The sequence below is a fragment of the Flavipsychrobacter sp. genome, assembly GCA_041392855.1.
GTDB lineage: Bacteria > Bacteroidota > Bacteroidia > Chitinophagales > Chitinophagaceae > UBA5543.
Genome location: JAWKLD010000001.1, coordinates 2,445,357 through 2,469,697 on the forward strand (window position 1 = coordinate 2,445,357; position 24,341 = coordinate 2,469,697).

Below are 24,341 nucleotides of genomic sequence, written 5' to 3' on the forward strand. Positions count from 1 at the left end.
ATTAAGTTCTAAAGCAAAAAATATTTAGCTGAACATCATAAGGGTGTTCTATATCAGATCTATAAAAAGGTGTTCTATAAATATTAAGTGCTTCTTTTATATAGTATGAAAACCCTGAATTTGTAAGTAACGTAAACAATTCAGAGAGTTTAGACATTTCTGAAAATGTGCCATGGTATTCTAAAAAAAGATTTTTAACGTTCTTAAGCTCTGGTGCTACGTCTTTTATTACTTGATATTCTGCACCTTCAATATCCATCTTCAACATATCAACCTCCTGAGCCAATAGCTCTTTCAATCTTATAGCTTTTACATCATAAGTATCATCAGACGCTCCAGAAACTATCATACTACCTAGGCTACCCATGGTTTTGAATTTCAGCGTTTCTTCTTTTACCCATACTGCTTCCTTTCGCAATTCAACCCCCGACAAATTATATGACTCTATATTTTGCTTTATCAGTTCGTAATTGTTTACATCTGGTTCAAACGCTATAATTTTTGCACCGGGGTAAGCTCTTTTAAAATAGAGTACGCTTAAACCTATATTAGCTCCACAATCAATTATTAGTGGGGTTTCTCCTAAAGAACATTTGTATACTTCCTCTAAAAATATCTCCTCAAGACTGTGTAAAAAATCATAACTATTGATATACTTGAAACGCTTACCAAACAGATTATATTCCTTAACACTTTCGGAATTATCATGTTTTAATAACTTCACTCGAATTATGTTAAGTCCTAATTCCATTTTCTTTCTAAAATGGGATAACTTCGATTGATACGTTGCACCAATAGCACTAATAATATTCATAGGCTTAATAATAATTGAATAAAATTAAACATTAGCAACTAATGGAAGGAAAAGTATCAATTTGTATCCCTGCTTATAAAAGAGTTGACTTTTTAAAGAGGCTGCTGGAAAGTATCCTTGAACAAACATATAAAAACCATGAAGTTGTTATAACAGACGATAGTGATGATGATTCCGTTGAAAAGTTACTTGTTAATTATCAGGATAAGCTAAATATTATTTACCATAAAAATAACCCTGCACTTGGCACACCTAGGAATTGGATGGCTGCCTTCTCCTATGCAACAGGCGACTGGATTAAACTTATTCATGATGATGATTGGTTTGCCAACCCTGATGCTCTTAGTAGATATGTTGCTGCCATAACACCTGATTGTCGTTATATTTTTTCAGGATATAATGCCTACTATGAAAATGATAATAGATATGTAGATAAAACTGTCGCAAAAGCTAAGTTTGACCATATATCTAAGAAGCCGTTCAGACTGTTATCAGGTAATATTATTGGCCCTCCCAGTGTTTTAATGTTCCACAAATCAATAAAAGACTACTACGAGCCTGAATTGAAATGGCTAGTTGATATAGAATATTACATATCAGTATTATTAAAAGAAAAAGCCATATATATCAATGAGCCGTTAATTAATATGAGTTATAATGACTCTCAGGTAACCAATAATTGCTACAACAATCCTGAAATAGAGATTCCTGAGATCCTATTTATCCTGAAAAAATATGAACATTTCAATACTAAAGACATTATCGTTTATGATGCTCTTTGGCGTTCTGTTAGAAATAACAATATTCGAAGTATAGAACAGATGAAGCATTATAGCCAAGCCTATCCTATACCTGATTTTTTGAGAAATATTGTAACGTTTCAACAAAACATTCCCTCATACCTGTTAAAAATTGGCTTATTTTCAAAAATATTTATGACAATATCCTATACCTTTAACCATAAAACCTGAGTTATACACGCCTGTAAAAGCACTTTTTGTTTTCACTCTTACAGTCATTTGTCATTAACGCTATTAAGGGGTAATCTACAAGAACAATGGGTATTGTTTTCCGCCAATCAATCAAAACATCAATTGTCACCTTTTTGGGGGCATTACTAGGTGCAATAATACTATACCTATCTATTACCTTTTTACCACAAAAGGAGTTTGGATTTGCCAGAAACCTACTTAGTCAAGCAATAGTTGGGTCACAATTCATACTAATGGGTATGCATAGCATGCTATATGTCTTCATTAGCAAATACCCTTCAGAACATAAAGGTCGATCTGTAGTTATTACGATTGGCATGGCTACACCGCTCCTACTTACTCTTTTATTTGGCATTATTTATATAATAGCAAAGCCCTATATCATACCTCTATATAATGCGAACGATATTCTACTTGTAGAGAGATATTTCTATTGGCTGCCATTATATGTACTATTATGGGGTTTACTCATCATATTAGAGCAGTTTCTCAACACACAAATGAAAATTGCGGCTACCTCATTTTTAAGAGAAGTAGTATTACGCTTGTTGAATATAGGGCTTATTATAGCTTTTGGGTTCGAGTATATTGACTTTAATTATTTTATTATTCTTAGTGTCTTAGTACACCTTCTACCCGTAGCCGCATTATGGTTAATGGCAAGAAAAGTAGATGGCTTTTCTATTTCTACCAACTGGAAAGCTCTAACAAAACTGGAGTACAAGAAAATATTTGACTTTGCATTCTTTCATTTGCTACTTAACATGTCCGTAGTTCTGCTCGATAATATTGATATTTTGATGATACCAATTCTTGATGTAGCGGGCATGACATCAGCTGGTATCTACTTCATAGCAGTTTATGTAGTATCTATATATCAAATCCCTTATCGTGCCCTGGCAACGTCTACAGCACCAATACTCAATATAGAATATCAAAATAATAATATGGATAAGGTACGAGACCTATTCTCTCGCTCCAGTATTAATATTTGGATCGCTACATTTGGGATGGGTATTCTTATTATAGCCAACCTTAACAATGGCTTTGCCGTTCTTCCTGATAAATATGCCGCTGCATACTCTGTTGTACTTATACTGATGCTTGGTAGATCTATCAATATGCTCACCGGGCTAAACAATGAAATGATCAGTATCTCTAATTATTATCGTTTCAACTTTTACTTTACATCCGTACTCATCATACTCATTGTTTCCTTAAACTTTCTTTTAATTCCAAAATACGGTATCAATGGAGCAGCTTGGGGTACCACAATTGCTATCGGGTTGTATAATTTGATGAAAATGCTCTTTTTATGGATCAAGTTCAAGCTTTCTCCTTTTACAAAAGGTAGCATTCCTGTTCTATTATCTGCTATAGTTGCTATAACTCCGGGGTTATTAATGCCTCTTATCTATAACCCTATTATAGATACATTTGTAAGAAGTTTGATAGTAATAATATTATATCTGGCTATGCTATACTGGTTAAAACCTTCTCAAGATTTCAACCAATACATGAAAAATCTACTCAAGAACAAGAAACTTTTCTAAATATTAGAAAATATTTCCTTGCATTGGTTTTAATACGATAGAATACAGTAATTTTAACACCCAGATAATACTATGTCATTAAATTGACATTTTAGTGAGCCCCCAACACATTATCTACAGTATGCGTCTATGTTTATAGTATGTTTATACTGTATATTTTTGGTACACTTTACCACTACTTTTTTGATTGAAATAATATGAATACTACAGTCTCTTCTTATTTAAGAACATTAGTACTATTAATTATATTAATGGCTAGCAGCGTTATAGCTAAGGCTACCCACATCTATGGTGCAGACCTTTTCTATACACATGTATCTGGCAATACATATAAAATAACACTTATTATATATGGGGACTGTTCAGGGCAGTCATTCCCTAACTTGGCAGGCGCTAGTCCGCAAATAAGAATTCAAAGAGGTACGTCTTTTTATACTAACCTGACCCTAATAGCCCAAGCCCCAACAGCAGGAACAGAAGTAACTCCTGTATGTGCTCAAGAGATCAATAACACTGCTTGTAATAATGGTTCTCTACCCGGCGTAAAGAGTTTTGAATATTCCAGAAACGTTACTTTAAACACGACAGCTACTAACTGGTCATTCCGCTTTACAGGCAACCTTGGCGGTGGCGGTCAAGCAGGACGAAGCAACTCAATTACTAATATCAACGGTGGTACAGGTGGTAGTATTATGAACCTTGAAGCTACACTAAACAATTCTGTAGCTCCTAACTCTTCTCCTACTTATACTACTATTCCTACTCCTTTCTTTTGTATCAATAAAGCAGCCAACTACAACCCTGGCACTGTTGATGCAAACGGAGATGTATTAACCTATAGTCTTGTACCAGGCCTTACCCAAACCGGTACAGTTACCTACCTTACCGGTTATACTGCTACAATACCTTTAGCAGCAGCTACAGGTACTTTCACTTTTAGCACTACAACCGGACAGCTTGGCTTTACCCCCAATTTAGTACAACGCTCCTTAGTAGTTACACAAGTAAATGAGTACAGAGGTGGTGTTTTAGTAGGTACTAGTATGCGCGAAATGACCTTTGTGGTGCTTAATAACTGCAACAACAACCCGCCGGGTGGTAAGATCACTAATAATAATACGGGTACACTTTCTACAGATAGTCTTACATTAAGAGCTTGTCAGTCTGCAGGTTTATTCAATTTTAAAATAAACCCTACAGATGCTGATGCAGACTCTATCAATGTGGTAGCTTCAGGCCTGCCATCAGGAGCCTCATTTGTGGTTACTAATAATAATACTACAGCACCATTAGGCAACTTCTCTTGGAATGTTACCAATGTTAATCCCGGTACTTACAACTTCTTTATCACTTATACCGATTTTGGCTGCCCTCTTTCAAGTAAGCAAACCTTGGCCTATACTATTGTAGTATTGCCCAAACCCCAAATGACCTTCTCCCTTACTTCAGCCGCTACTTGTACTAAAAAGGCTGTTTTTACAATGACTCCTTCCGTATCACCCTCTCCTTGGTCTATCCAAATATTTCAAGGAACAAGTACTGTACACAATTTTAGTGGTTTAACGGGAGCTCAAGTCGATAGTTTATCACCAGGCACTTATACATTTAGGGTTGCCAATGCCGATACTTGTTTTAAAGACACTATAATTACTATTGCACCACCACCACCAATTGTACCGGTATTCGCCTTTACAAGGCCTACATGCTGGGGCGGCAGTGATGGTAAAATTGAAATAACTGCAACTGGAGGTAAACCTCCTTTCCTATACAAATTTGGCACTGGTGCTTATGGTACTACAACCACTTTTACAGGGCTTAGTGCCGGCACTTATACTTTCAGTATAAAAGACAGCAATGATTGTATAAAAGACACTACTGTAATTTTACAAAACACGCCAAGGCTTGATGCAAATATTACATTGCAGCAACCACCTTGTAACTATTTCAACAGCGGTGTTATTACCGTAAATGCTTTTAACGGTACTGCCCCTTACCAATATGCTATAGGTACAGGAGCATTTAGTACTACTAATGTATTTTCAGGCCTATTCTCAGGCACTTATACTATTCATATTAAAGACTCTAACAACTGTACCAGAGATACACTTGTGCTACTACCAGACTCTGTAGAGGTACATGCTAATGCTATACTAACACACATACTTTGTAATGGTGACAGTACGGGCTCTATAGCGTTAACTGCTTTTGGTGCTACGCCTCCTTACAGGTATCAGTTAGGCACAGGAGCGTTAACCCCTACTAATGTCTTTACAGGGTTACCGGCAGGCACTTTCAACTTCCATATTGAAGACACGAATAAATGTTACTTGGATACAGCTATAGTACTTAATCAACCTGATTCATTGATCATGCCTCCTGTTATTACCCGACCATTATGTAATGGCGATACAAACGGTGTAATAACCATAAATGCCGGTGGTGGTATACCACCATATACCTATAGAATAGGTACAGGCGCCTTTGCCACAGCCAATACATTTAATAACCTAGGGGCAGGCACTTACAACTTTAGTGTAAAGGATAGTAATAATTGCATAAAAGACACTACCATAATACTAACACAACCAGCAGTATTAGCTATTGGTAGTTTACCTGTTAGCAATCCAAAATGCTTTGGTATACCTGATGGTACTATTACATTTAATGCCGTAGGCGGTACAGCTCCTTACACTTATAAAATAGGTACTGGCTCTTTCACTGCTAGCAATACATTCACAGGGCTAGGACCAAATACCTATACCGTTACTGTTAAGGATAATAATGGCTGTGAAAAAGATACAACGGTAACGCTAGTACAGCCAACAGCGATCATCCCGTCTGTAGATATATTAGAATCTACCTGTGTACCTTTAAACAATGGTAAAATTACCCTTAGCGCTACAGGGGGAACTCCTGGATATAATTATGCTATAGGAACAGGTGCTTTCTCTACTAACCCTACGTTCACAGGCTTGGCATCAGGCACCTATACAGTAAGGGTAAGAGATATCAATAACTGTATTAAGGATACATCCGTAACGGTTGATGACTCTATAAAAGTAGTGGCTAATATTAATGCCATTAACGTATTGTGTTTTGACAGCTCTAGCGGTAGTATTACCGTTACTGGCTCTGCCGGCACAAACCCGTATACCTATGCTATTGACACCAACCCATACGGTACCAATAATAGCTTTAAAAACCTACCTATTGGCACCTATGCCATCCATATAAGAGATAATATTGGTTGTGAAAAAGATACTAACGTAACCCTTACTCAGCCCAATAGAATAAGAGCCAATCTATCTATAACAAGGCCAAGCTGTAATGGCTATAGTGACGGTGCGGTTACCATTTTCGTTTCGGGAGGCACACCTACCTATAGATATGCTTGGGGCATCACACCATATGGCAATAACAGTACTTTAAGCGGCTTACCTGCTGGCCTAACCATATTAAGGGTATTAGACACCAATAATTGTTTCTTCGATACTACAATTACAATTACTGAACCTGCTGTTTTAGACTATACACTTAATGTAACTAATGTGCTTTGTAAAGGCGAAGCATCAGGTCAAGTTGTAGTAAACGCTACGGGCGGTACTCCTCCTTATATATATGCTTCTGACTTTAATGCGTTCCAAAATTCAGCTACTCTTACAGGTCTTGTTGTTGGCAATCGCTTGATAAGATTAAGGGACAATAATGGTTGCTTTAAAGATTCTACTATTGTGTTAACAGAGCCAGACAGCTTGTTTATAGATAAGGTTACTGTTACCAACCCTACTTGTGAAGACTTTACAGACGGTGTAGTAACGATAACAGGAATTGGTGGTACTACTCCATACACTTTTGCTAAAGACAATGACCCTTTTACAGCATCTACCATCTTCAACGGCTTGAAGGAAGGAGGATATAAATTCACACTAAAAGATGCCAACGGTTGTGAAAGAGATACTACTTTAGATCTTGTTGGTTTCCCTCCTATCATTATCAATAATGTATTGATCGACAATGTAAAATGTTATGGGTTTGCGGACGGAAAGATCACGGTTAACGCTTCAGGCGGTATTCAACCTTTAATGTATAGCATTGAAAACAGTAATGCAGTGAGCATAAATGAGTTTAAAACACTTATTGCAAACAATTATACCATCACTGTTATAGATAATGCCGATTGTAAAAAAGATACAACTGTAACCGTTAACCAGCCTGACAAGCTGATAGTAGCATTATCATCAATACCTAACGACTGTGAGGGCTATGACGATGATGCCTATATTAAAACTGAGGTTACAGGTGGTACTACACCGTACAGCTACAGATGGAGTACAAACCCTGAAAAATTTGGTCCTGAGCTTAGAGGGATACCTAATGGTAAATACTCGGTTATCACTACCGACTTCAACGAATGTGCTGATACTTCTAGCGCTACTATTGTATACAGCAACTGCTGTAAGCCATTCATTCCTGATGCATTTACACCTAACGGAGATGGACGTAATGATAAGATCAAAATACTAATGAAGGGTGATTTTGAACTGCTAGAATTCTCTATTTACAACCGTTACGGTCAGCGTGTATTCACTACCAGCCTTATGGGCGAAGGATGGGATGGCAGCTATAATGGCGTAATACAAGACTTAGGAACTTTTAATTATTACATAAAAGGTATTTGCGGAAATAAAGGCAACAATACAGTAGAATATAAGGGTACAATAACCCTATTACAGTAATATCGGCTCTAAATGTTTTACATTAAGGTGTACAACATTACGGTAAAACAACTACTTTTGTTACCCTTTAATAATGAATATGGAATACAGAGAAATAGTTTCAGTAACAGGAATTGGTGGATTGTTTCAACTAGTAACTACTAAAAGTGATGGTGCTATAGTTAGAAACATAACAGATAATAGTACAAAATTCATTTCTGCAAGAAAGCACAACGTTACTCCGCTAGAGAGCATTGAGATATATACCGTATCTGATGAAAACGTAAGATTGCATGAGATCTTTATAAAAATGCAGGAGGTGGAAGCTAAGACAGCACCTGCTGATGCTAAAGGTAGCAATGACGATATCAAAGGTTACTTTAATGGCATCTTCCCTGAAATGGACATGGAGCGCGTTTACGTAAGCGACATGAAGAAGATCTTAAAATGGTACAACCTATTGAAAGACAATGACTTGCTTCATTTTGAGAACGTAGAAGATCTTGAAGCTGATGTTCCTGAAGCTGCTGAAGAAGTGGTAGAAGAAAAGCCAGTGGAAAAAGCACCGGCTAAAAAGGCTACAAAAAAGAAAGCTGCCACTAAAAAAGCAGCTACAGAAGGAGAGGAAAAACCAGCTAAAAAAACGGCAACTAAAAAGAAAGCTGCCACTAAAAAAAGTGCTGACGCTGCTGACAAACCAGCTAAAAAAACAGCTGCTAAGAAAAAGAAAGAGGACTAATCATTATCCATACTTACTTGAAAGGTCAGCACGCTATCGTGTTGACCTTTTTTTATTTACTTTGCTCCTTATACATATGCGGAGAATTCTTACTACAATCTTACTGTCGCTACTTACAAGTTTCATTTACGCGCAACAATACCCTAAAAGAGAGTTTCGTGCGGCTTGGATAGCTACTGTCTCTAATATCGACTGGCCTTCAAAACGAGGTCTACCCGCCGAGCAACAAAAAGCTGAGTTTATTGCTAGACTTGATCAATTGAAAGCCTTAGGATGTAATGCTGTAATTGTACAGGTAAGGCCTGCAGCAGATGCCTTCTATGCCTCCTTGCAAGAGCCTTGGAGTAGATACCTAACAGGAAAGCAAGGCAAAGCACCCTTTCCCTATTACGATCCACTAAGTTTTATGATAGAAGAAGCACATAAAAGGCATATGGAGCTTCATGCTTGGTTCAACCCTTTTAGGGTATTGACCGATTCAAGAACCAACCCCAACCCAAGCACTCATGTATCCAAACAACACCCTGATTGGGTAGTCAATTACGGCAATAAAGGTTATCTGAATCCCGGTATACCTAAAGCCAGAGCATATGTTATCGATATTATATTAGATGTTGTAAAACGTTATGATATAGACGGGGTGCATCTGGACGACTATTTTTATCCTTATCGCATTGCGGGAAAAACATTCTATGACCAAGCCGCCTTTAATAAGTATAAGAGTCAGTTTACCGATAAGGAAGAATGGCGTAGAGACAACGTAAACCAGTTTGTTGCAGAACTGAACACTAAGATCAAACAGTTAAAACCATATGTCAAATTCGGCATCAGCCCATTTGGCATATGGAGAAACGCTAGTAAAGACCCAAGAGGCTCTAACACCAAAGGAGGGCAAACATGTTACGACGACCTCTATTCTGATATTCTATTATGGATGCAAGAAGGGTGGGTAGACTATATACTACCCCAACTCTATTGGGAGCATGGGCATAGAGCTGCAGCCTTTGAAGTACTACTACCATGGTGGGAGCAACAGCCTAAAAACAATGTTCATCTTTATTATGGGCTAGGTCTATACCGTATGATCAACCCTAAAAACCCTATTTGGCAAGGTACCAAAGAGCTTCTTTGGCAAATGCAGGATATTAGAAGCACACAAACACCAGGCGTTGTCTTATACAGCACTTCCAACTTCGATAAAATACCTAACGCCATACAAGACAGTATTAAAAAACGTTATCAATACCCTGCCTTTCCACCCAGAATGAAGTGGCTGGATAGTATACCACCTGTTGCTCCGGCACTCAGCTACGCCTCTACACCTCAAGGCATATCGCTAAAATGGGACACAAAAACTATTGATAACGAACCTATTAAGTATATAATATATCGATTTACCAATGGTGAACCTGCTAATTTGAGCTATACAGAGAATATTATAGCCGTCATATCAGGCAAAGGAGAATTTCTGGACAATAGCGCTTATAACTATGACCAATGTGCTTACTTTATTACAGTAATGGACAGATTATAGAACGAAAGCATACCTAGCCAACCTGTTGTAATACGTACCAAACAATAGTTGGAAAATTTTTATATGCCTGATTATTAGATTATTTATAATCGTTTTTTTATCTTCATCTCCTACAATTTTTTTTATATGAAATCAGTTTGGGTTAGTACCACACTAGTTTTGGCATTGGTTACCACTATTTTAGTTGGTTGTGATGAAACAACTACACCTTCTACTCCTGTAGCTCCGGCTCCTGTAGCTGGTAAGGGTGGTAATGCAACTATATACGTTACTCCAATAAACAAAGGCATGAATATCGACAGTTGTTTTGTACGTATCAAGTACAATGCCCCTGTTATACCTGCAGATAGAGTGTTTGATGACTCTGTATTTGCTGTAAAAAACCTTGATGGTGTATATACTGCCAACTTTAGCGGACTAAAAACAGGCGAATATTATCTATATGGTACAGGATGGGATAATGTAAGATCAGAAAGAGTGAGAGGAGGTATGCCATATATTATAAGCGACACTAACAAAGCCACAAAACATACCATAATACTTCAGGTACAACAATATTAAAGAGTACAGTTTGTTTATTTCAGCCGTTCAAAACTCTTTTGAGCGGTTTTTTTATTGGTGTTAATAACGTGTGCATTTTTACACTGCCTTAACACAGAGGGGGCTGCTTTTCACTACATATTTATTTAACTTTGGTATAAACACTCTGGCTATGTACGATGATGAAGATTATATGGATGAAGAAAGAGAATCGCTTGAGGAACTACTGAGAAGGTACGATGAAGTGAAAAGCGGTGGTGCTGGTTTTATAATGGATGAAGATGACTTTGAAAAAGTCATAGAGTACTATTTTCAAAACAATAATGAGGAGCAGGCTATCTTGGCTTGCGATATTGCCAATACCTACTACCCATTCTCTAGCATTGTATTGCTGTTAAAAGCAGAGATACTGACACAAGCTCAGAAGTATGGGCAAGCACTCAAAGCACTCGATGATGTAGACGAACACCACCAAAAAAATTTAGAGTCCGTTTTATTGCGTTCCGATATACTCCTTGGTCAATTTAAGTATGACCAAGCTGCTTTATGGCTAGAACAAAAAGCCCAAGAATTTGACGGTAAGGAAAAGGTGCAGATACTTCTAGAGCTATCTGATGTATATGATGAATGCGAGGAATTTGATGCTGTTTTCGATACCCTAAAACGCATTATAGCGGTAGATGTAAGAAATGAAGAAGCGTTACAGAAACTTTGCTTCTGGGCAGACTTTACTAAACGTCTTGAAGAAAGTGTAACTATACATACGTTAATTACGGATGAAGATCCTTACAATGCTATTGCTTGGTTCAATCTAGGTGCTGCCTATCAAGGGTTGAAGCTTTACGAAAAAGCTATTGATTCTTATGAATACTGTGTAGCTATCGATGATAAATTTGAATTTGCTTACCGCAATATGGCAGATGCCTACATGCGATTGAAGTGGTATGAGAAAGCACTGGATGTATTAGAAAAACACTTGGAACTAGCCAAACCCGAAGATGTCATCTTTGAAGCTATGGCTTACTGTTGGGAGAAAAAGAAAGACTACAATAAAGCAAGGATGTATTACAGAAAAGCATCTCAGCTAAGCCCACAGGACGATAGTATTTTTTATAAAATAGGAGAAACCTATGCACGAGAAGAGCAATGGGAGAAAGCAGTAAAAGCCTACTCTGTTGCCCTCAATCTAGATAAAGATAATGCAGCTTACTGTATGGCGATAGGCAATTGCCTTATGGAGCTCGATGCTAAATCGGAAGCTTTAACCTGCTACCTCAATGCTGTAAAATTAAAGCCTAATAATAAAACTACTTGGGTCGCTTTGATCAAGGGGCTTATCCTTTCAGAGTATTACGAAGAGGCATTGACACAATTAGAGATGGCTAAAGAAAATTGTGGCAACAAGGTAGACTTTGTTTACTTCAAAGCGGCAGCACTAATGGAGCTAGGCAAAACAAAAGAAGCACTACTGCAACTGGAAGATGCTTTACAATCGTCTCCCAATAGGCTGAAGGTATTTACTGAACTCAATCCTGCTTTCACACGTAGAAATGCAGTCGTGGAACTTATTAGTAAGTACAAAAAGAAGAAGTAACTGTTAATTCAATCTTACTCTTTTCAGATCAATAACGTTCATTGGTGTGCTCTGCATACCTGATACTCTTTTGCTTGTAAAGTGCAGCATCTGGTCGTAGAAAAGTGGTATCAGCGGTGCATTTCTTATAGCTAGGCTATCCATGCTTCTATACAATGCAAAACGCAAGGAATCAGGTGCATTCATGGCTTCATTGTACCACTTGTCATAGGTATCGTTCTTAAACCTTGTATAGTTGGGTGGTGCAGGTATATCTCCTTTAAAGAATACCAAATAGGTCTCTGCATCAGGATAGTCTGCTATCCATTGCGCCCTGAACATTGGTGCCTTAGAACGGCTCATCTGCTGTCTTAGCAAGTTGGCTTGCAGTATCTCTACTTGTACAGGTATGCCTACCTCTTGTAGTTGATTGGCAATGAAGTTGACAATATCTGCATAATTGTCGGGAGTGAGTATTGTAATAGGTTTCAAGCCATTGCCATTAGGATAGCCTGCAGCAGCTAATAGTTCTAGGGATTTTTGAGGTTGATAACTATAGCCATAACTGTGTGTAGTATCGTAGCCTGGCATCCCCTTTGGTATAAAACCAGAGTAAGCAGGTGTCACAGCACCATTTCTAAAATAGGTGACGATTTTCTCTCTGTCTATAGCATAGTTAATCGCTTGTCTTACCAATACATTATTAGTAGTAGCACCTTTCATCACTTCACTAGTAGTATCTGTCAAAAAGCCTATATACTCTGTATTCAAATAAGGTCTTTTAGTCAAATCGACCTTTGCAACAAACTCCTCTTTTAATGCTCCTTTTTTAGTAAGCACAAGGTCTTTAAAAGAACCATCGATCCCGTTTACAAAATCCAACTTGCCTTGTAGAAACAAAAAGAACTCTGTTGCCTTACTATCAACAAATGTTGTTTTTATAGCATCAATATAGGGTAGTTGATTTCCTTGTTCATCCCGCTCCCAATAGTTGGCATTTTTCTGTAACAAGAGCATGCTCCCCTCCTCCCAATCAGATACAATAAACGGACCAGTGCCACAGGCATGTGCTCTAAAATCCTTACCCCACTGCTCCACTACTTCTCTAGGTACTATGCTACAATACTTCATACTAAGTATTTCGACAAGCGGCTTAAAAGGCTGCACCAATCTTATCTGGAAAGTAGTATCGTCTACTGCCACAAATGGTTTTTCTTTTGCTACTCTGTCATTAAATATCCATGCACCATAAGAAGCTACTTTGGGGTCTATAATTCTACCAAAGCTATATGCCACATCCGCAGCTACCATTTTTCTGCCCTCACCATTTTCAAATGCCTCATTATCTTGAAAATAGACATCATCTCTTAAATGAAAAGTATGGGTTAAACCATCTTCACTTACCTCCCAGCTTTTGGCCAGTGAAGGTTTTAGATGCAAGTTTTCATCTGTTTCCACCAACGTATTATAGACCATGTTGGCAGTCCACATCATATACAGGTCTTTTGCAAATGCGGGATCCATAGACTCTAGCGTACCGCTAGATAAGTTGAGTAAGAATACATTGTTCCTCTTGTCTTCAGCAGCACTTTTGCATCCAGCTATCTGTATTACCATTAGCAGAGCTATAGTTACATATGAATATATCTTGCGGAAGGAATAACACATTTACTGCAATATAGGAGTTATCCTTTAGTATACATTATTGAACATGGTCTGTCGCCAACCTTTGCTCTTCTTCAAGAAGTTGTTCTGTATATTTTGCCATCCTGTTTATGTCTATCATATTTATACTAGCCTTAGTATACTTCCGCCCTCTTTTATTTATTCTGTCAGACACAAATAATTCAAGTTGCTTATTTCCTTTCACCCATGTTGTTACACTCGTCCTTAGTAGCATTCTCTTTTCCTTATTATCAAAGGTCACCTTCAATGTGTCAGTAGATAGTTGCCTATTAGTTGGCACACCCAAGTCACTAAGCATCCTGGAATATAACTCAGCATCTACATCTGCTGTAAAACTTATCATTGTACTATCCGTATTCAGATCATATATCGTTTCTACAAAATCTAAAACGCTGTAACCATATAGATCAAAACCTCTTTCTATTAATATCTTATACCCAGACACAAAGCGCGACTTGTTGTATCTACCCTTATCCGTATACAAGTTTTCCCGAGGGTTAGGCACAGCTTCTACCATGTAAAGCTGCCCTATTCGCAACAGTAAGTTATTCCAATCTTCATACATAACTTGGCCTGCATTATAGCCAATTTCCCCTATGTAAGCTCTGCGCTTTTGTTTTTCATTCCAGTGCGTTTTGCCTATGATATATTGTCCATGTATGGCACCTAGGGTAGTATCAAAATCAGCAACTATTTTACCAACAGCGATTTGGGGTATATTTCTATCCATCTGCATATAAAGCTGTATTTTTTTCTCTTGGCATAGCAGTAGCTCCTCCTCTGTTTTCACATCTACTACCGTCATTGCGTCTCTAAACTTATACTTTGAATAAATACAATATTGAGCAACACCTTTATTTTCTGTTTCTATTTTCTTACTTAATTCAGCAAGTGATGATAACCCTATTTTGCTTCTTTCTTTGTTTATCAAAAACGCTGTTCTTGCAGCATATTTTTTAGGGTATACTTTGCCATTAAAAAAGCAACCCATAGGTGTTAATGGAAAAGATAATGTAGTAGCACCATAGCTAAACACATCGGCAGGCGGACCACTTTGTATTATGTTGGGTAGGTTTCTTGCATCATAGTCAAACGTAAATATGCTTTTATACAACAAAGTATCAAAAATATGACCACGCATATTCTTATATCGAGGGTAGCAATTATGAACGATAATAATTTCATAGCCTGTCTCATATGCTACATCTTCATCTGGTAGACCGTACTGATTAAAAATAGCTAACAAATCTTGAGCATTTCTTATATCTACTTCATATACTGAGTCTACCATGTAGGCACCATTATTTTTTTTGCTAAAGTGCATTCTAACATGTTGGTCTAAATTCCTCATTTCCCATAGTTTGCTCACTATGCTATCTGTTGCCCATTTTGTCTTGGCTGTATTTTTATATTCCCTTTTATATACTTCAAGTTGAGCAATCACATCAGCAGGATAATGATTACTTAGCTGGTCAAGCGTCTTTGCAAAGAGCTTGAAATGCTTTAGTTTTTGAAAGTATTCTCTTGCTAGGTCATATGCTCTTGTATCTAATGCTACATAAAGAGCATTCTGTAAATCGCGATAAAAGGCCTTATCGCTATTAGCTTTAAAGGCGAAGGTATAATACTCATTTGCCTTAATGAAGTTGCTATCGCATATGGCAAGCTCTGCTCTATTGATGTTTTTATAGTAATCATAAAAAGCATTTTGAGCCTTTGCCAAGGGCGCTATTAATAAGCATATTAGTACAAACAGGTGTTTGGGGTTCAGGTTATTCATATATGCATTTTAATTATAAACGCTATTGAACTAAAAATATTTATTCTTGTTAAAAACTAAAATATCCATTTATAACTGTCATTAACTGAAATGGTGCTTACTTTTGAGGAAAATACAAAAGAGATGAATACCAAACTTTCTGTCAATATCAACAAAATAGCCACATTAAGAAATAGTAGAGGAGGCAGCAACCCTAATGTACTACAGGCAGCTATAGATTGTCAGAAATTTGGTGCCGATGGCATTACTGTGCATCCACGACCCGACGAGCGTCATATCCGATATAGTGATGTGAAGGAAATAATGCCTATCATCAAAACAGAATTTAACATAGAGGGCAACCCTGTTGAGGATAAATTTGTAGATCTGGTATTGGAAGTAAAACCACATCAAGTAACACTTGTTCCCGACGACCCCAACCAGCTTACTTCCAACCATGGCTGGGATACCATAAAACAGGCCGATTATTTAAGATCCATCATCGCCAAGTTTAAAAACGCGGGAATAAGAGTCTCCATTTTTGTAGACCCTGTTGAAGAAATGGTAGCCGCAGCGGCTGCTACAGGTACAGATAGAATAGAACTATATACCGAAGCTTATGCTGCCTCTTTCCTTACAGATAAAGAAAAAGCCATCGCCGATTATAAAGCCGCTGCTAAAGTAGCACAGGAACACCAACTAGGTATCAATGCGGGTCATGATCTAGACTTGGACAATCTGCAATTCTTTGCTCAGAATGTCCCTAATTTATTAGAAGTATCCATTGGTCATGCGTTAATCTCAGACGCTCTTTACCTTGGATTAGAAAACACGATACAACTTTACAAAAAGCAATTATATCCACATCAATAACATTTCATTAACAAATCTACATGTGAATTTTATCTATTCATAAACCACTATTAATAAATGGTGTAAATGTTATATAGATTAACTTTGTGTAAAACATCAAAGCTTTTCCCCAAAAAAGAACGCAAAACCCACAAGATCTTAACAAATTCTTTAGCTTTGTGTAACACCCATTTTGGCAGTTGATATAAGAGGATATAAAACGCTGCCACAGAATATTATAGAGGATTTTTTAACACTTACTAATTCACTTACCGTATGAACAGGTATCTGTCTACGATACTATGTATATGCGCAGCATTTACATTATCACAAACAGCTTATGCCCAAGCACCAACTGCAAGTTTTACAGCGAGTAAAACATCAGGGTGTTCGCCTATCGTCGTTAACTTTACTGATAATAGTACCGGCAGCCCTACTAGCTGGTCTTGGGATCTTGGCAATGGTGTTACGTCAAGTACTCAAAACCCCTCAACTACCTATTTTACAGCAGGCACTTATACTGTTATACTTACTGCTACGAACGCTAATGGAAGCTCTAAAGACACTAACTATATTACGGTTCACCCATCTCCAACTATTAGTTTTACAGGAGACTCTACAATATCATGCCCACCAAAAACAGTAGCTTTTACTAATAACACAACAACAGGAGGCACTAGCGCTACTTATCTTTGGGACTTTGGCGATGGAGATACCTCTTCTTTAGTAAGCCCAACACATATATACACCAACTCAGGCAACTTCAATGTTTCATTGATTGTAAGCAACAATCTGGGTTGTACCAGTACATTCACTAAAAACAACTACGTAAAAACGTACGGTTTACCAGTACCTAACTTTACAGTAAGCAATACTAGCAGCTGTACTACACCGCTCAATACTACTTTTACAAACACCAGTACAGGTGCCAGTAGCTATTATTGGGATTTTGGAGATGGCAGCAACTCCACCGCCACCAGCCCATCACACACATTTACATCAGCGGGATCTTATACAGTAAAACTTGTAGCTATCAATGCCAATGGGTGTAATGATACGAGTATTAAGTCATCCGTTGTTAATGTAGGTACGCTCAACGCTAGTTTTACAAAAAGCACTAGTACACCATGTACCGGACAAAATGTAACATTTACTAACACTACTACACCTGGCGCTGGTAATAGCACCTGGTTTTTCGGGGATGGTACATCTGCTAATAGTACAAATGCGGTACATAGATATAATACAGCAGGAACATACACCGTTACACTCATAGAGTCTTTTAGCAACTGTAGCGATACAACAACACAGACTGTAACCGTACTACAAAGCCCAACCGCTCAATTTACCACAGTAGATACCGTTGGTTGCGGTACTGCTTTCTCTGTATCCTTTACCAACTCATCAACCAATGCTAATACTTATTCATGGACGTTTGGAGATGGTAGCTCCTCTACTGCTACCAACCCCACACATACCTATACTGCATTGGGTGTTTATGATGTAAGGCTGGTAGCTACTAGCAGTAATGGCTGTTCTAGAGCCATCAGAAAAAATGACTTAGTCAAAAACTTAAAACCTACAGGAAGCTTAGTCGCAAGATCTTTCAACGGTTGTGCACCTATACAGGTTACTTTCGACGCTGAGATAGATAGCCCTCTATACGCCACAGGGTATACATGGAACTATGGAGATGGTACTGGTAATACTACTTGTAGCAATTGTGCTACTACACAACATACTTTTACTAATGCAGGCACTTATAATGTTAGTGTAATATGCAGTACTTCTGCAAGCTGTTTTGATACGTTCCAAACAACCGTTACAGTGGGTACAGTTCCGAGTGCCAATTTCACAGGAACACCATTAGCGATTTGTACTTCGGACAATGTTACTTTCACCAACACATCCACGGGTGCTAATGGATATCAATGGCTATTTGGCGATGGCACTATAAGCACACTTACCAATCCTCTTAAAAATTACTCAATAGCGAATACCTACTCTGTAAGCTTGATCGCCATCAACAATGGTTGTAGAGACACTTTTACTAGAACAAACTACATAACAGTTTCAGGCCCAACTGCGGGTTTTGGCATATCTTACAATTGCACCAATAGGCGTACTGTTACCTTTACAGATGCTAGCTTAAACGGACAGATCTATCTGTGGGATTTTGGAGATGGAGATACCTCTACATTTGCGGGTACTGTTACGCACACCTATGCGACTGCGGGTACTTATTCTACATCCGTTAAAGTAACTGATACCGTAAGTGGATGTATTGATATATATCAATACACCTTCTCGATCTATGATTTGGCGGCTAGCTTTAGTGTCAATGATAGTTTAATATGTATAGGCGATACTGTGAGTTTTGCTGCAACATCATCATCCGCTATAGTAAACTACTTATGGAGTTTTGGAGATGGTGCCAATGCCACCCTTACAACTTCTAACACGACTCACCCCTATAGTGCCGGAGGGTATTATACCGTACGACTAATTGTAACTGACAAAGACCAATGTAAGGATACGGTTACCAAAACAAATTACATTCGTGTAGGTGGTGCTAGTCCCATATATAGCGGCACACCAACTTCAGGCTGTGTACCACTAAATGTAACTTTTACCGACGCAAGTGTTCCTAATGGAGGTTTCCCTATTACAACTAGAGAATGGAGCTACGGAGATGGCTCTGCTTTAGATACTATTGTTGGTAATTCTACTTCAAACCTCTATTCTGCTTCTGGCAGCTATCACGTAAAACTCACACTTATTGATGCCAATGGATGTAAGACCGCTCTTACTAAACTATCTTATATCAATACTACAAAACCAACAGCATCATTTGCCGCTTTAGATTCTGTAATGTGTATAGGTGATAGTATTAGTTTCACTAACACCTCAAGTGATGTGAGTAGCTCTTTAACCTATTCATGGGATTTTGGTGATGGTGCTACTTCTACTTTAACTAACCCAAAACATGCTTATGCAAGCGCAGGTAGTTATACAATAAGACTTATTGCCATTACTGCTAATGGTGGATGTAGAGATACTATGATCAGGTCGGCATACATAGTTATAGAAAAACCAACTGCAGCATTTACAATGAGTGACACTGTTGCATCTTGTCCTCCTGCCACGGTTTATCTTACAAATAACACAACAGGTGCAAGCTCTTATGCGTGGACGTTTGGTAATAATACGAACTCCTCTTTAACCAACCCTACTGCTGTATACACTTATCCGGGAACCTACCCTATAAAAGTAGTAGCTACTTCAAGCAATGGATGTACAGACTCCATCTCTAAGAACATGGTCGTATACGGCCCTACCGGAACTTTCTCGTATACTGCCCCTACAGGTTGTAATCCTCTTACAGTAAACTTCAGCGCTACAAGCAGTAATACCTCTACTTACATATGGGATATGAGTAATGGATTTACTCATTCCTCTACCGGTAATACCTTCAGCTATACTTATACTCAAGGTGGTAGCTACATACCTAAACTAATCCTCAGTGATGGATCTAATTGCCTTGTTCCTATTACAGGTGCTGATACCATCAATGTAGACCATGTAGACGCAGACTTTACTTTTAGTAATACTACTCTTTGCGACTCAGGTACTGTTTATTTCAATGACACAGTATATAGTACCATATCTTCTATTAATACCAGAACTTGGGACTTTGGTGATGGTAGCTCTAGTACTGCTGAAGATCCAAATCATACATATACTAGCTCTGGTAGCTATACGGTAAAACTGATCATTGGCAATACCGTAGGTTGTAAAGATACCATTATAAAAACGGTTGTAATACATGCTTCGCCAAATGTATTGGTAACACCTGCTACATCCAGCAAGTGCTTGGGAGACAATACAGGCATTGTACTTACTGCTACGGGTGCAAGTACCTATTCTTGGACACCAAACAGCACGCTGTCTTGCTCCAACTGCCCTAACCCTACTGCCAACCCAGCCGCTGCTACGGCTTATATAGTTACAGGTACTGACACCAATGGCTGCTCTAGTAAAGACACGGCAGTTATCACGGTGTATACACAACCAACAGTAAGTGCTGGTAGTAACCAAAATTTATGTGCAGGAAGCACTCTTCAATTAACCGCAACAGGTGCTACAAGTTATACATGGTCGCCGAGCACAGGATTGTCTTGTACTAATTGTGCCAGCCCATTTGCCAACCCTACTACAACTACTACTTATACAACTATAGGTACTGACGCTAATGGATGTAAAGACACCAGTGATGTTACCATAACGATACTAAGCAAACCTACTGTAAGCGCAGGTAGTAATAAGACCATTTGCATAGGGTCTTCTACCACACTTACAGCAACAGGTGCTACAAGCTATACATGGTCGCCAAGTACAGGATTATCTTGTACGACCTGTCCTAGTCCTACTGCAAGCCCAACCACTACAACCGTTTATACAGTAGTTGGTACTGCTGGAAATGGATGTACCGACACCGCTACTGTAACGGTTACGGTAAACCCACTACCAATTGTGAGTGCCGGTAGTGACAAGGCTATATGCTCAGGCAGTAGTACCATATTGCAAGCTACGGGAGCTACCAGCTATACCTGGACACCTAGTACTGGTTTATCCTGTACCAATTGTCCTAACCCAACAGCGAGCCCTACTACTACAACTACATATACTGTTACAGGAACTGATGGTAATGGATGTGTCAATACAGATCAAGTAGTTGTAACTGTAAACGCACTGCCTAATGTAATTGCCAGTGCAAATACCAGCATCTGTTTGAACGATAGTACTCAGCTTACTGCTACCGGTGCCAATACATATGTTTGGACACCGAGTACTGGATTATCTTGTACAACCTGTGCTAACCCATATGCAAAACCAACTATAACTACTACCTATACTGTAACAGGTACAGATATTAATGGTTGTGTCAATTCAGACGCGGTTACTGTTACTGTGAACCCGCTACCTAATATTGATGCCGGCACTGATAAAACAATTTGTAATGGCTCTTCTGTTACCCTATTGGCAACAGGGGGCAATACTTATACATGGACACCGAGTACCGGATTATCATGCACTGCCTGTACTAACCCAATAGCAAGCCCTACTACTACGACTACTTATATAGTAACAGGCACCGATACTAACGGTTGTGCTAATAAGGATAGTGTTAAGGTCACTGTAAATCCGTTGCCTAATGTGAACGCAGGTAATGACGTAAGCATATGTGTAGGATCAAGCACTAACCTTTCTGCTACTGGTGCTATTACTTATACTTGGTCGCCAAGTACTGGACTATCTTGTACTAGCTGTGCATCGCCAACAGCAAACCCAACAAGCACTACTACTTATGTGGTTACTGGTGTTGATGCAAACGGTTGTGTCAATACAGATACTGTGGTTGTAACGGTAAACCCACTACCTACTGTAAATGCAGGTAATGACGTTGCCATATGTTTTGGTAGTAGTACTATACTTTCTGCTACAGGAGCTACAAGTTATGTATGGACTCCAAGCACTGGATTATCATGCACTACTTGTGCCAACACTTCTGCAAACCCAACAAGTACTACTACTTATGTAGTTACCGGTACTGATGCTAATGGTTGTGTCAATACAGATACTGTGGTAATTACTGTAAAACCATTGCCTAACATACAAGCGGGCAATGATGTTGCTATATGTATTGGAGACACTACACAACTACAAGGCTCAGGAGCTGTTACATATTCATGGACTCCAAGTACCGGACTGTCTTGTACTACATGCCCTGACCCTAAAGCTTACCCAACAGTTACTACCACTTATATTCTAACAGGCACGAGTACAAATAACTGCACAAATGTAGATTCAGTAATAGTAACTGTTAACCCGCTGCCAACTATCACTATAAATGGTGGCAAGAATATTTGTAAGGGAAACTCAACACAACTTACAGCAGTAGGTGCACAAACCTATACATGGTCACCTACTAACGGGCTGTCTTGTACTAATTGTACTAGTCCTATTGCTACTCCTGCAGATACAACTATTTATATCATTACGGGTACTGATGCAAACGGTTGTGTTAATACCACTCAAGTAAAAATAGATGTGAAACCTGTGCCTGTTGTGACCAGTTCTTCAAACACTATATTATGTTATGGAGACAGTGTGCAACTAACTGCAGGTGGTGCTACCAGTTATATATGGTCGCCAAGCAATGGGTTGTCTTGTACTAATTGTAGCAGCCCTGTTGCAAAACCAACATTATCTGTGACCTATTTGGTAACGGGAACTACCAACGGCTGTAGCGATACAAATACTGTAACAGTAAATGTGCTACAAAAACCAACGGTTACTGCAGGGCCAGATATTGAAATCTGTAAAGGCAATTCTGATACACTAAAAGTAACGGGTGCTAACAGCTACAGTTGGTCACCAAACGCAGGTTTATCTTGCAACAACTGTCAGTTCCCTATCACTACTACCAATGTGGATAGAACATATATTGTAACCGGTACAGACCTTAATGGTTGTAAAGACACCAGTAAAGTTTTTGTAAAAGTGCATAATTCGCCTAACGTAGATGCAGGACCAAATAAAACTATTTGTAACGGAGAGTCTACACAGCTTACCGCTACAGGTGCTACTAGTTATACTTGGTCGCCAACTGCAACATTATCTTGTACCAGCTGTACCAGCCCATATGCTACACCTATCACAAATACCACTTATCAAGTTATCGGTGTTGACATGAATGGCTGTAGCGATTCTGACAAAGTAACCATAAGCGTGAAAGTAAAATCTGCTACCTCTGTAGGAAAAGGGGACACACTATGTTATGGAGCAACAACAGAAATTGCAGCCTATGGTGGTAACAGTTACGAATGGTCACCAAGCTTAGGATTGCTTGATCCTACTGCCGATAAAACCAAAGCAGCGCCGCTTACCTCTACCAACTATCGTGTCATCATTAAACAGCAAGACTGCTATACTGATACAGGATATGTATTTGTACAAGTGAATCCGAACCCAGAAATAGAACTGGGCGATAACCAGCACATAAAAGGTAACGGTGGGGTTCAACTTGATGCAAGTGGTAATGAAAATAGTACTTACATATGGACGCCTGTTACCAACCTGAGCTGTACCGACTGTGCTACACCAAAAGCTACACCTACCAAAACCACTACTTACAATGTGAAAGTAACTAATGCCTTTGGGTGCGAAACGGAAGATAACATCACCATATTTGTTACTTGTAACAATGATCAGGTATTCATAGCCAACACCTTCACCCCTAATGGTGATGGGTTGAATGACAAGTTCTACCCTCAAGGAAAAGGCATTGCAGAAGTGAAGAGTATGCGCATCTACAACCGCTGGGGTGAGGTTGTCTTTAGCCAAACCAATATGCCATTAAATGACCCTAATTATGGTTGGGATGGTACTTATAATAGAAAACCTTTAAAGCCTGATGTATTCATCTATGTAATTAACGCGACTTGTGATACTGGTGAACCGTTACAAATAAGAGGAGATATATCACTAGTACGTTAACCCATTAAAATCATCTTTATTAAA

Annotated in this window: 12 protein-coding genes; 9 read left to right on the plus strand and 3 right to left on the minus strand. The window is 38.6% G+C overall.

From position 1 onward, the window contains the following. Nucleotide 1: 1 nt before the first annotated feature. Complete coding sequence (locus tag R2800_11370) at nucleotides 2–814, minus strand: FkbM family methyltransferase (GenBank protein ID MEZ5017644.1); 813 nt, start codon at nucleotides 812–814, stop codon at nucleotides 2–4. 41 nt (nucleotides 815–855) lie between these two features. Here R2800_11370 and R2800_11375 point away from each other — a divergent pair, with 41 nt between their 5' ends. From R2800_11375 to R2800_11405, 7 genes are all read left to right on the plus strand, one after another. Then, complete coding sequence (locus tag R2800_11375) at nucleotides 856–1,785, plus strand: glycosyltransferase family 2 protein (protein MEZ5017645.1); 930 nt, start codon at nucleotides 856–858, stop codon at nucleotides 1,783–1,785. A gap of 86 nt (nucleotides 1,786–1,871) precedes the next feature. After that, on the plus strand, nucleotides 1,872–3,359 hold the full coding sequence (locus tag R2800_11380; GenBank protein ID MEZ5017646.1) for a polysaccharide biosynthesis C-terminal domain-containing protein: 1,488 nt from the start codon (nucleotides 1,872–1,874) through the stop codon (nucleotides 3,357–3,359). A gap of 197 nt (nucleotides 3,360–3,556) precedes the next feature. Next, nucleotides 3,557–8,095 carry a gliding motility-associated C-terminal domain-containing protein gene (locus tag R2800_11385; GenBank protein ID MEZ5017647.1) on the plus strand — a complete coding sequence of 1,513 codons (4,539 nt, stop codon included), beginning with the start codon at nucleotides 3,557–3,559 and terminating at the stop codon, nucleotides 8,093–8,095. Between the two features lie 79 nt (nucleotides 8,096–8,174). Continuing rightward, a complete protein-coding gene (locus R2800_11390; protein MEZ5017648.1) occupies nucleotides 8,175–8,813 on the plus strand; it encodes a DUF5606 domain-containing protein in 639 nt (212 codons plus the stop codon). A gap of 76 nt (nucleotides 8,814–8,889) precedes the next feature. Next, a complete protein-coding gene (locus R2800_11395; GenBank protein MEZ5017649.1) occupies nucleotides 8,890–10,347 on the plus strand; it encodes a family 10 glycosylhydrolase in 1,458 nt (485 codons plus the stop codon). Nucleotides 10,348–10,473: 126 nt separating this feature from the next. Next, nucleotides 10,474–10,908, plus strand: coding sequence for a hypothetical protein (locus R2800_11400; GenBank protein MEZ5017650.1), 435 nt, complete (start codon nucleotides 10,474–10,476; stop codon nucleotides 10,906–10,908). A gap of 151 nt (nucleotides 10,909–11,059) precedes the next feature. Beyond that, the gene (locus R2800_11405) at nucleotides 11,060–12,481 is read left to right on the plus strand and encodes a hypothetical protein (GenBank protein MEZ5017651.1); all 1,422 of its coding nucleotides are present in this window, start codon (nucleotides 11,060–11,062) and stop codon (nucleotides 12,479–12,481) included. 3 nt (nucleotides 12,482–12,484) lie between these two features. On the opposite strand, the gene R2800_11410 is transcribed toward R2800_11405, so the two are convergent. Together R2800_11410 and R2800_11415 are read right to left on the minus strand one after the other, a co-directional pair. Next, nucleotides 12,485–14,077 carry an ABC transporter substrate-binding protein gene (locus tag R2800_11410; protein ID MEZ5017652.1) on the minus strand — a complete coding sequence of 531 codons (1,593 nt, stop codon included), beginning with the start codon at nucleotides 14,075–14,077 and terminating at the stop codon, nucleotides 12,485–12,487. Between the two features lie 85 nt (nucleotides 14,078–14,162). Then, complete coding sequence (locus R2800_11415; GenBank protein ID MEZ5017653.1) at nucleotides 14,163–15,926, minus strand: hypothetical protein; 1,764 nt, start codon at nucleotides 15,924–15,926, stop codon at nucleotides 14,163–14,165. Between the two features lie 123 nt (nucleotides 15,927–16,049). On the opposite strand from R2800_11415, the gene R2800_11420 reads away from it, so the two are divergent. After that, nucleotides 16,050–16,778: a pyridoxine 5'-phosphate synthase gene (locus R2800_11420; protein MEZ5017654.1), complete on the plus strand. Its 729-nt coding sequence runs from the start codon at nucleotides 16,050–16,052 to the stop codon at nucleotides 16,776–16,778. Nucleotides 16,779–17,033: 255 nt separating this feature from the next. After that, nucleotides 17,034–24,317, plus strand: coding sequence for a PKD domain-containing protein (locus R2800_11425; GenBank protein MEZ5017655.1), 7,284 nt, complete (start codon nucleotides 17,034–17,036; stop codon nucleotides 24,315–24,317). Nucleotides 24,318–24,341 lie beyond the last annotated feature (24 nt).

What these genes read in the sequence shown, in the direction of transcription:
- R2800_11370 (MEZ5017644.1), bottom strand. Translation starts at nt 814, where the DNA reads ATGAATATTATTAGTGCTATTGGTGCAACGTATCAATCGAAGTTATCC.
- R2800_11375 (MEZ5017645.1), top strand. Translation starts at nt 856, where the DNA reads ATGGAAGGAAAAGTATCAATTTGTATCCCTGCTTATAAAAGAGTTGAC.
- R2800_11380 (MEZ5017646.1), top strand. Translation starts at nt 1,872, where the DNA reads ATGGGTATTGTTTTCCGCCAATCAATCAAAACATCAATTGTCACCTTT.
- R2800_11385 (MEZ5017647.1), top strand. Translation starts at nt 3,557, where the DNA reads ATGAATACTACAGTCTCTTCTTATTTAAGAACATTAGTACTATTAATT.
- R2800_11390 (MEZ5017648.1), top strand. Translation starts at nt 8,175, where the DNA reads ATGGAATACAGAGAAATAGTTTCAGTAACAGGAATTGGTGGATTGTTT.
- R2800_11395 (MEZ5017649.1), top strand. Translation starts at nt 8,890, where the DNA reads ATGCGGAGAATTCTTACTACAATCTTACTGTCGCTACTTACAAGTTTC.
- R2800_11400 (MEZ5017650.1), top strand. Translation starts at nt 10,474, where the DNA reads ATGAAATCAGTTTGGGTTAGTACCACACTAGTTTTGGCATTGGTTACC.
- R2800_11405 (MEZ5017651.1), top strand. Translation starts at nt 11,060, where the DNA reads ATGTACGATGATGAAGATTATATGGATGAAGAAAGAGAATCGCTTGAG.
- R2800_11410 (MEZ5017652.1), bottom strand. Translation starts at nt 14,077, where the DNA reads ATGGTAATACAGATAGCTGGATGCAAAAGTGCTGCTGAAGACAAGAGG.
- R2800_11415 (MEZ5017653.1), bottom strand. Translation starts at nt 15,926, where the DNA reads ATGAATAACCTGAACCCCAAACACCTGTTTGTACTAATATGCTTATTA.
- R2800_11420 (MEZ5017654.1), top strand. Translation starts at nt 16,050, where the DNA reads ATGAATACCAAACTTTCTGTCAATATCAACAAAATAGCCACATTAAGA.
- R2800_11425 (MEZ5017655.1), top strand. Translation starts at nt 17,034, where the DNA reads ATGAACAGGTATCTGTCTACGATACTATGTATATGCGCAGCATTTACA.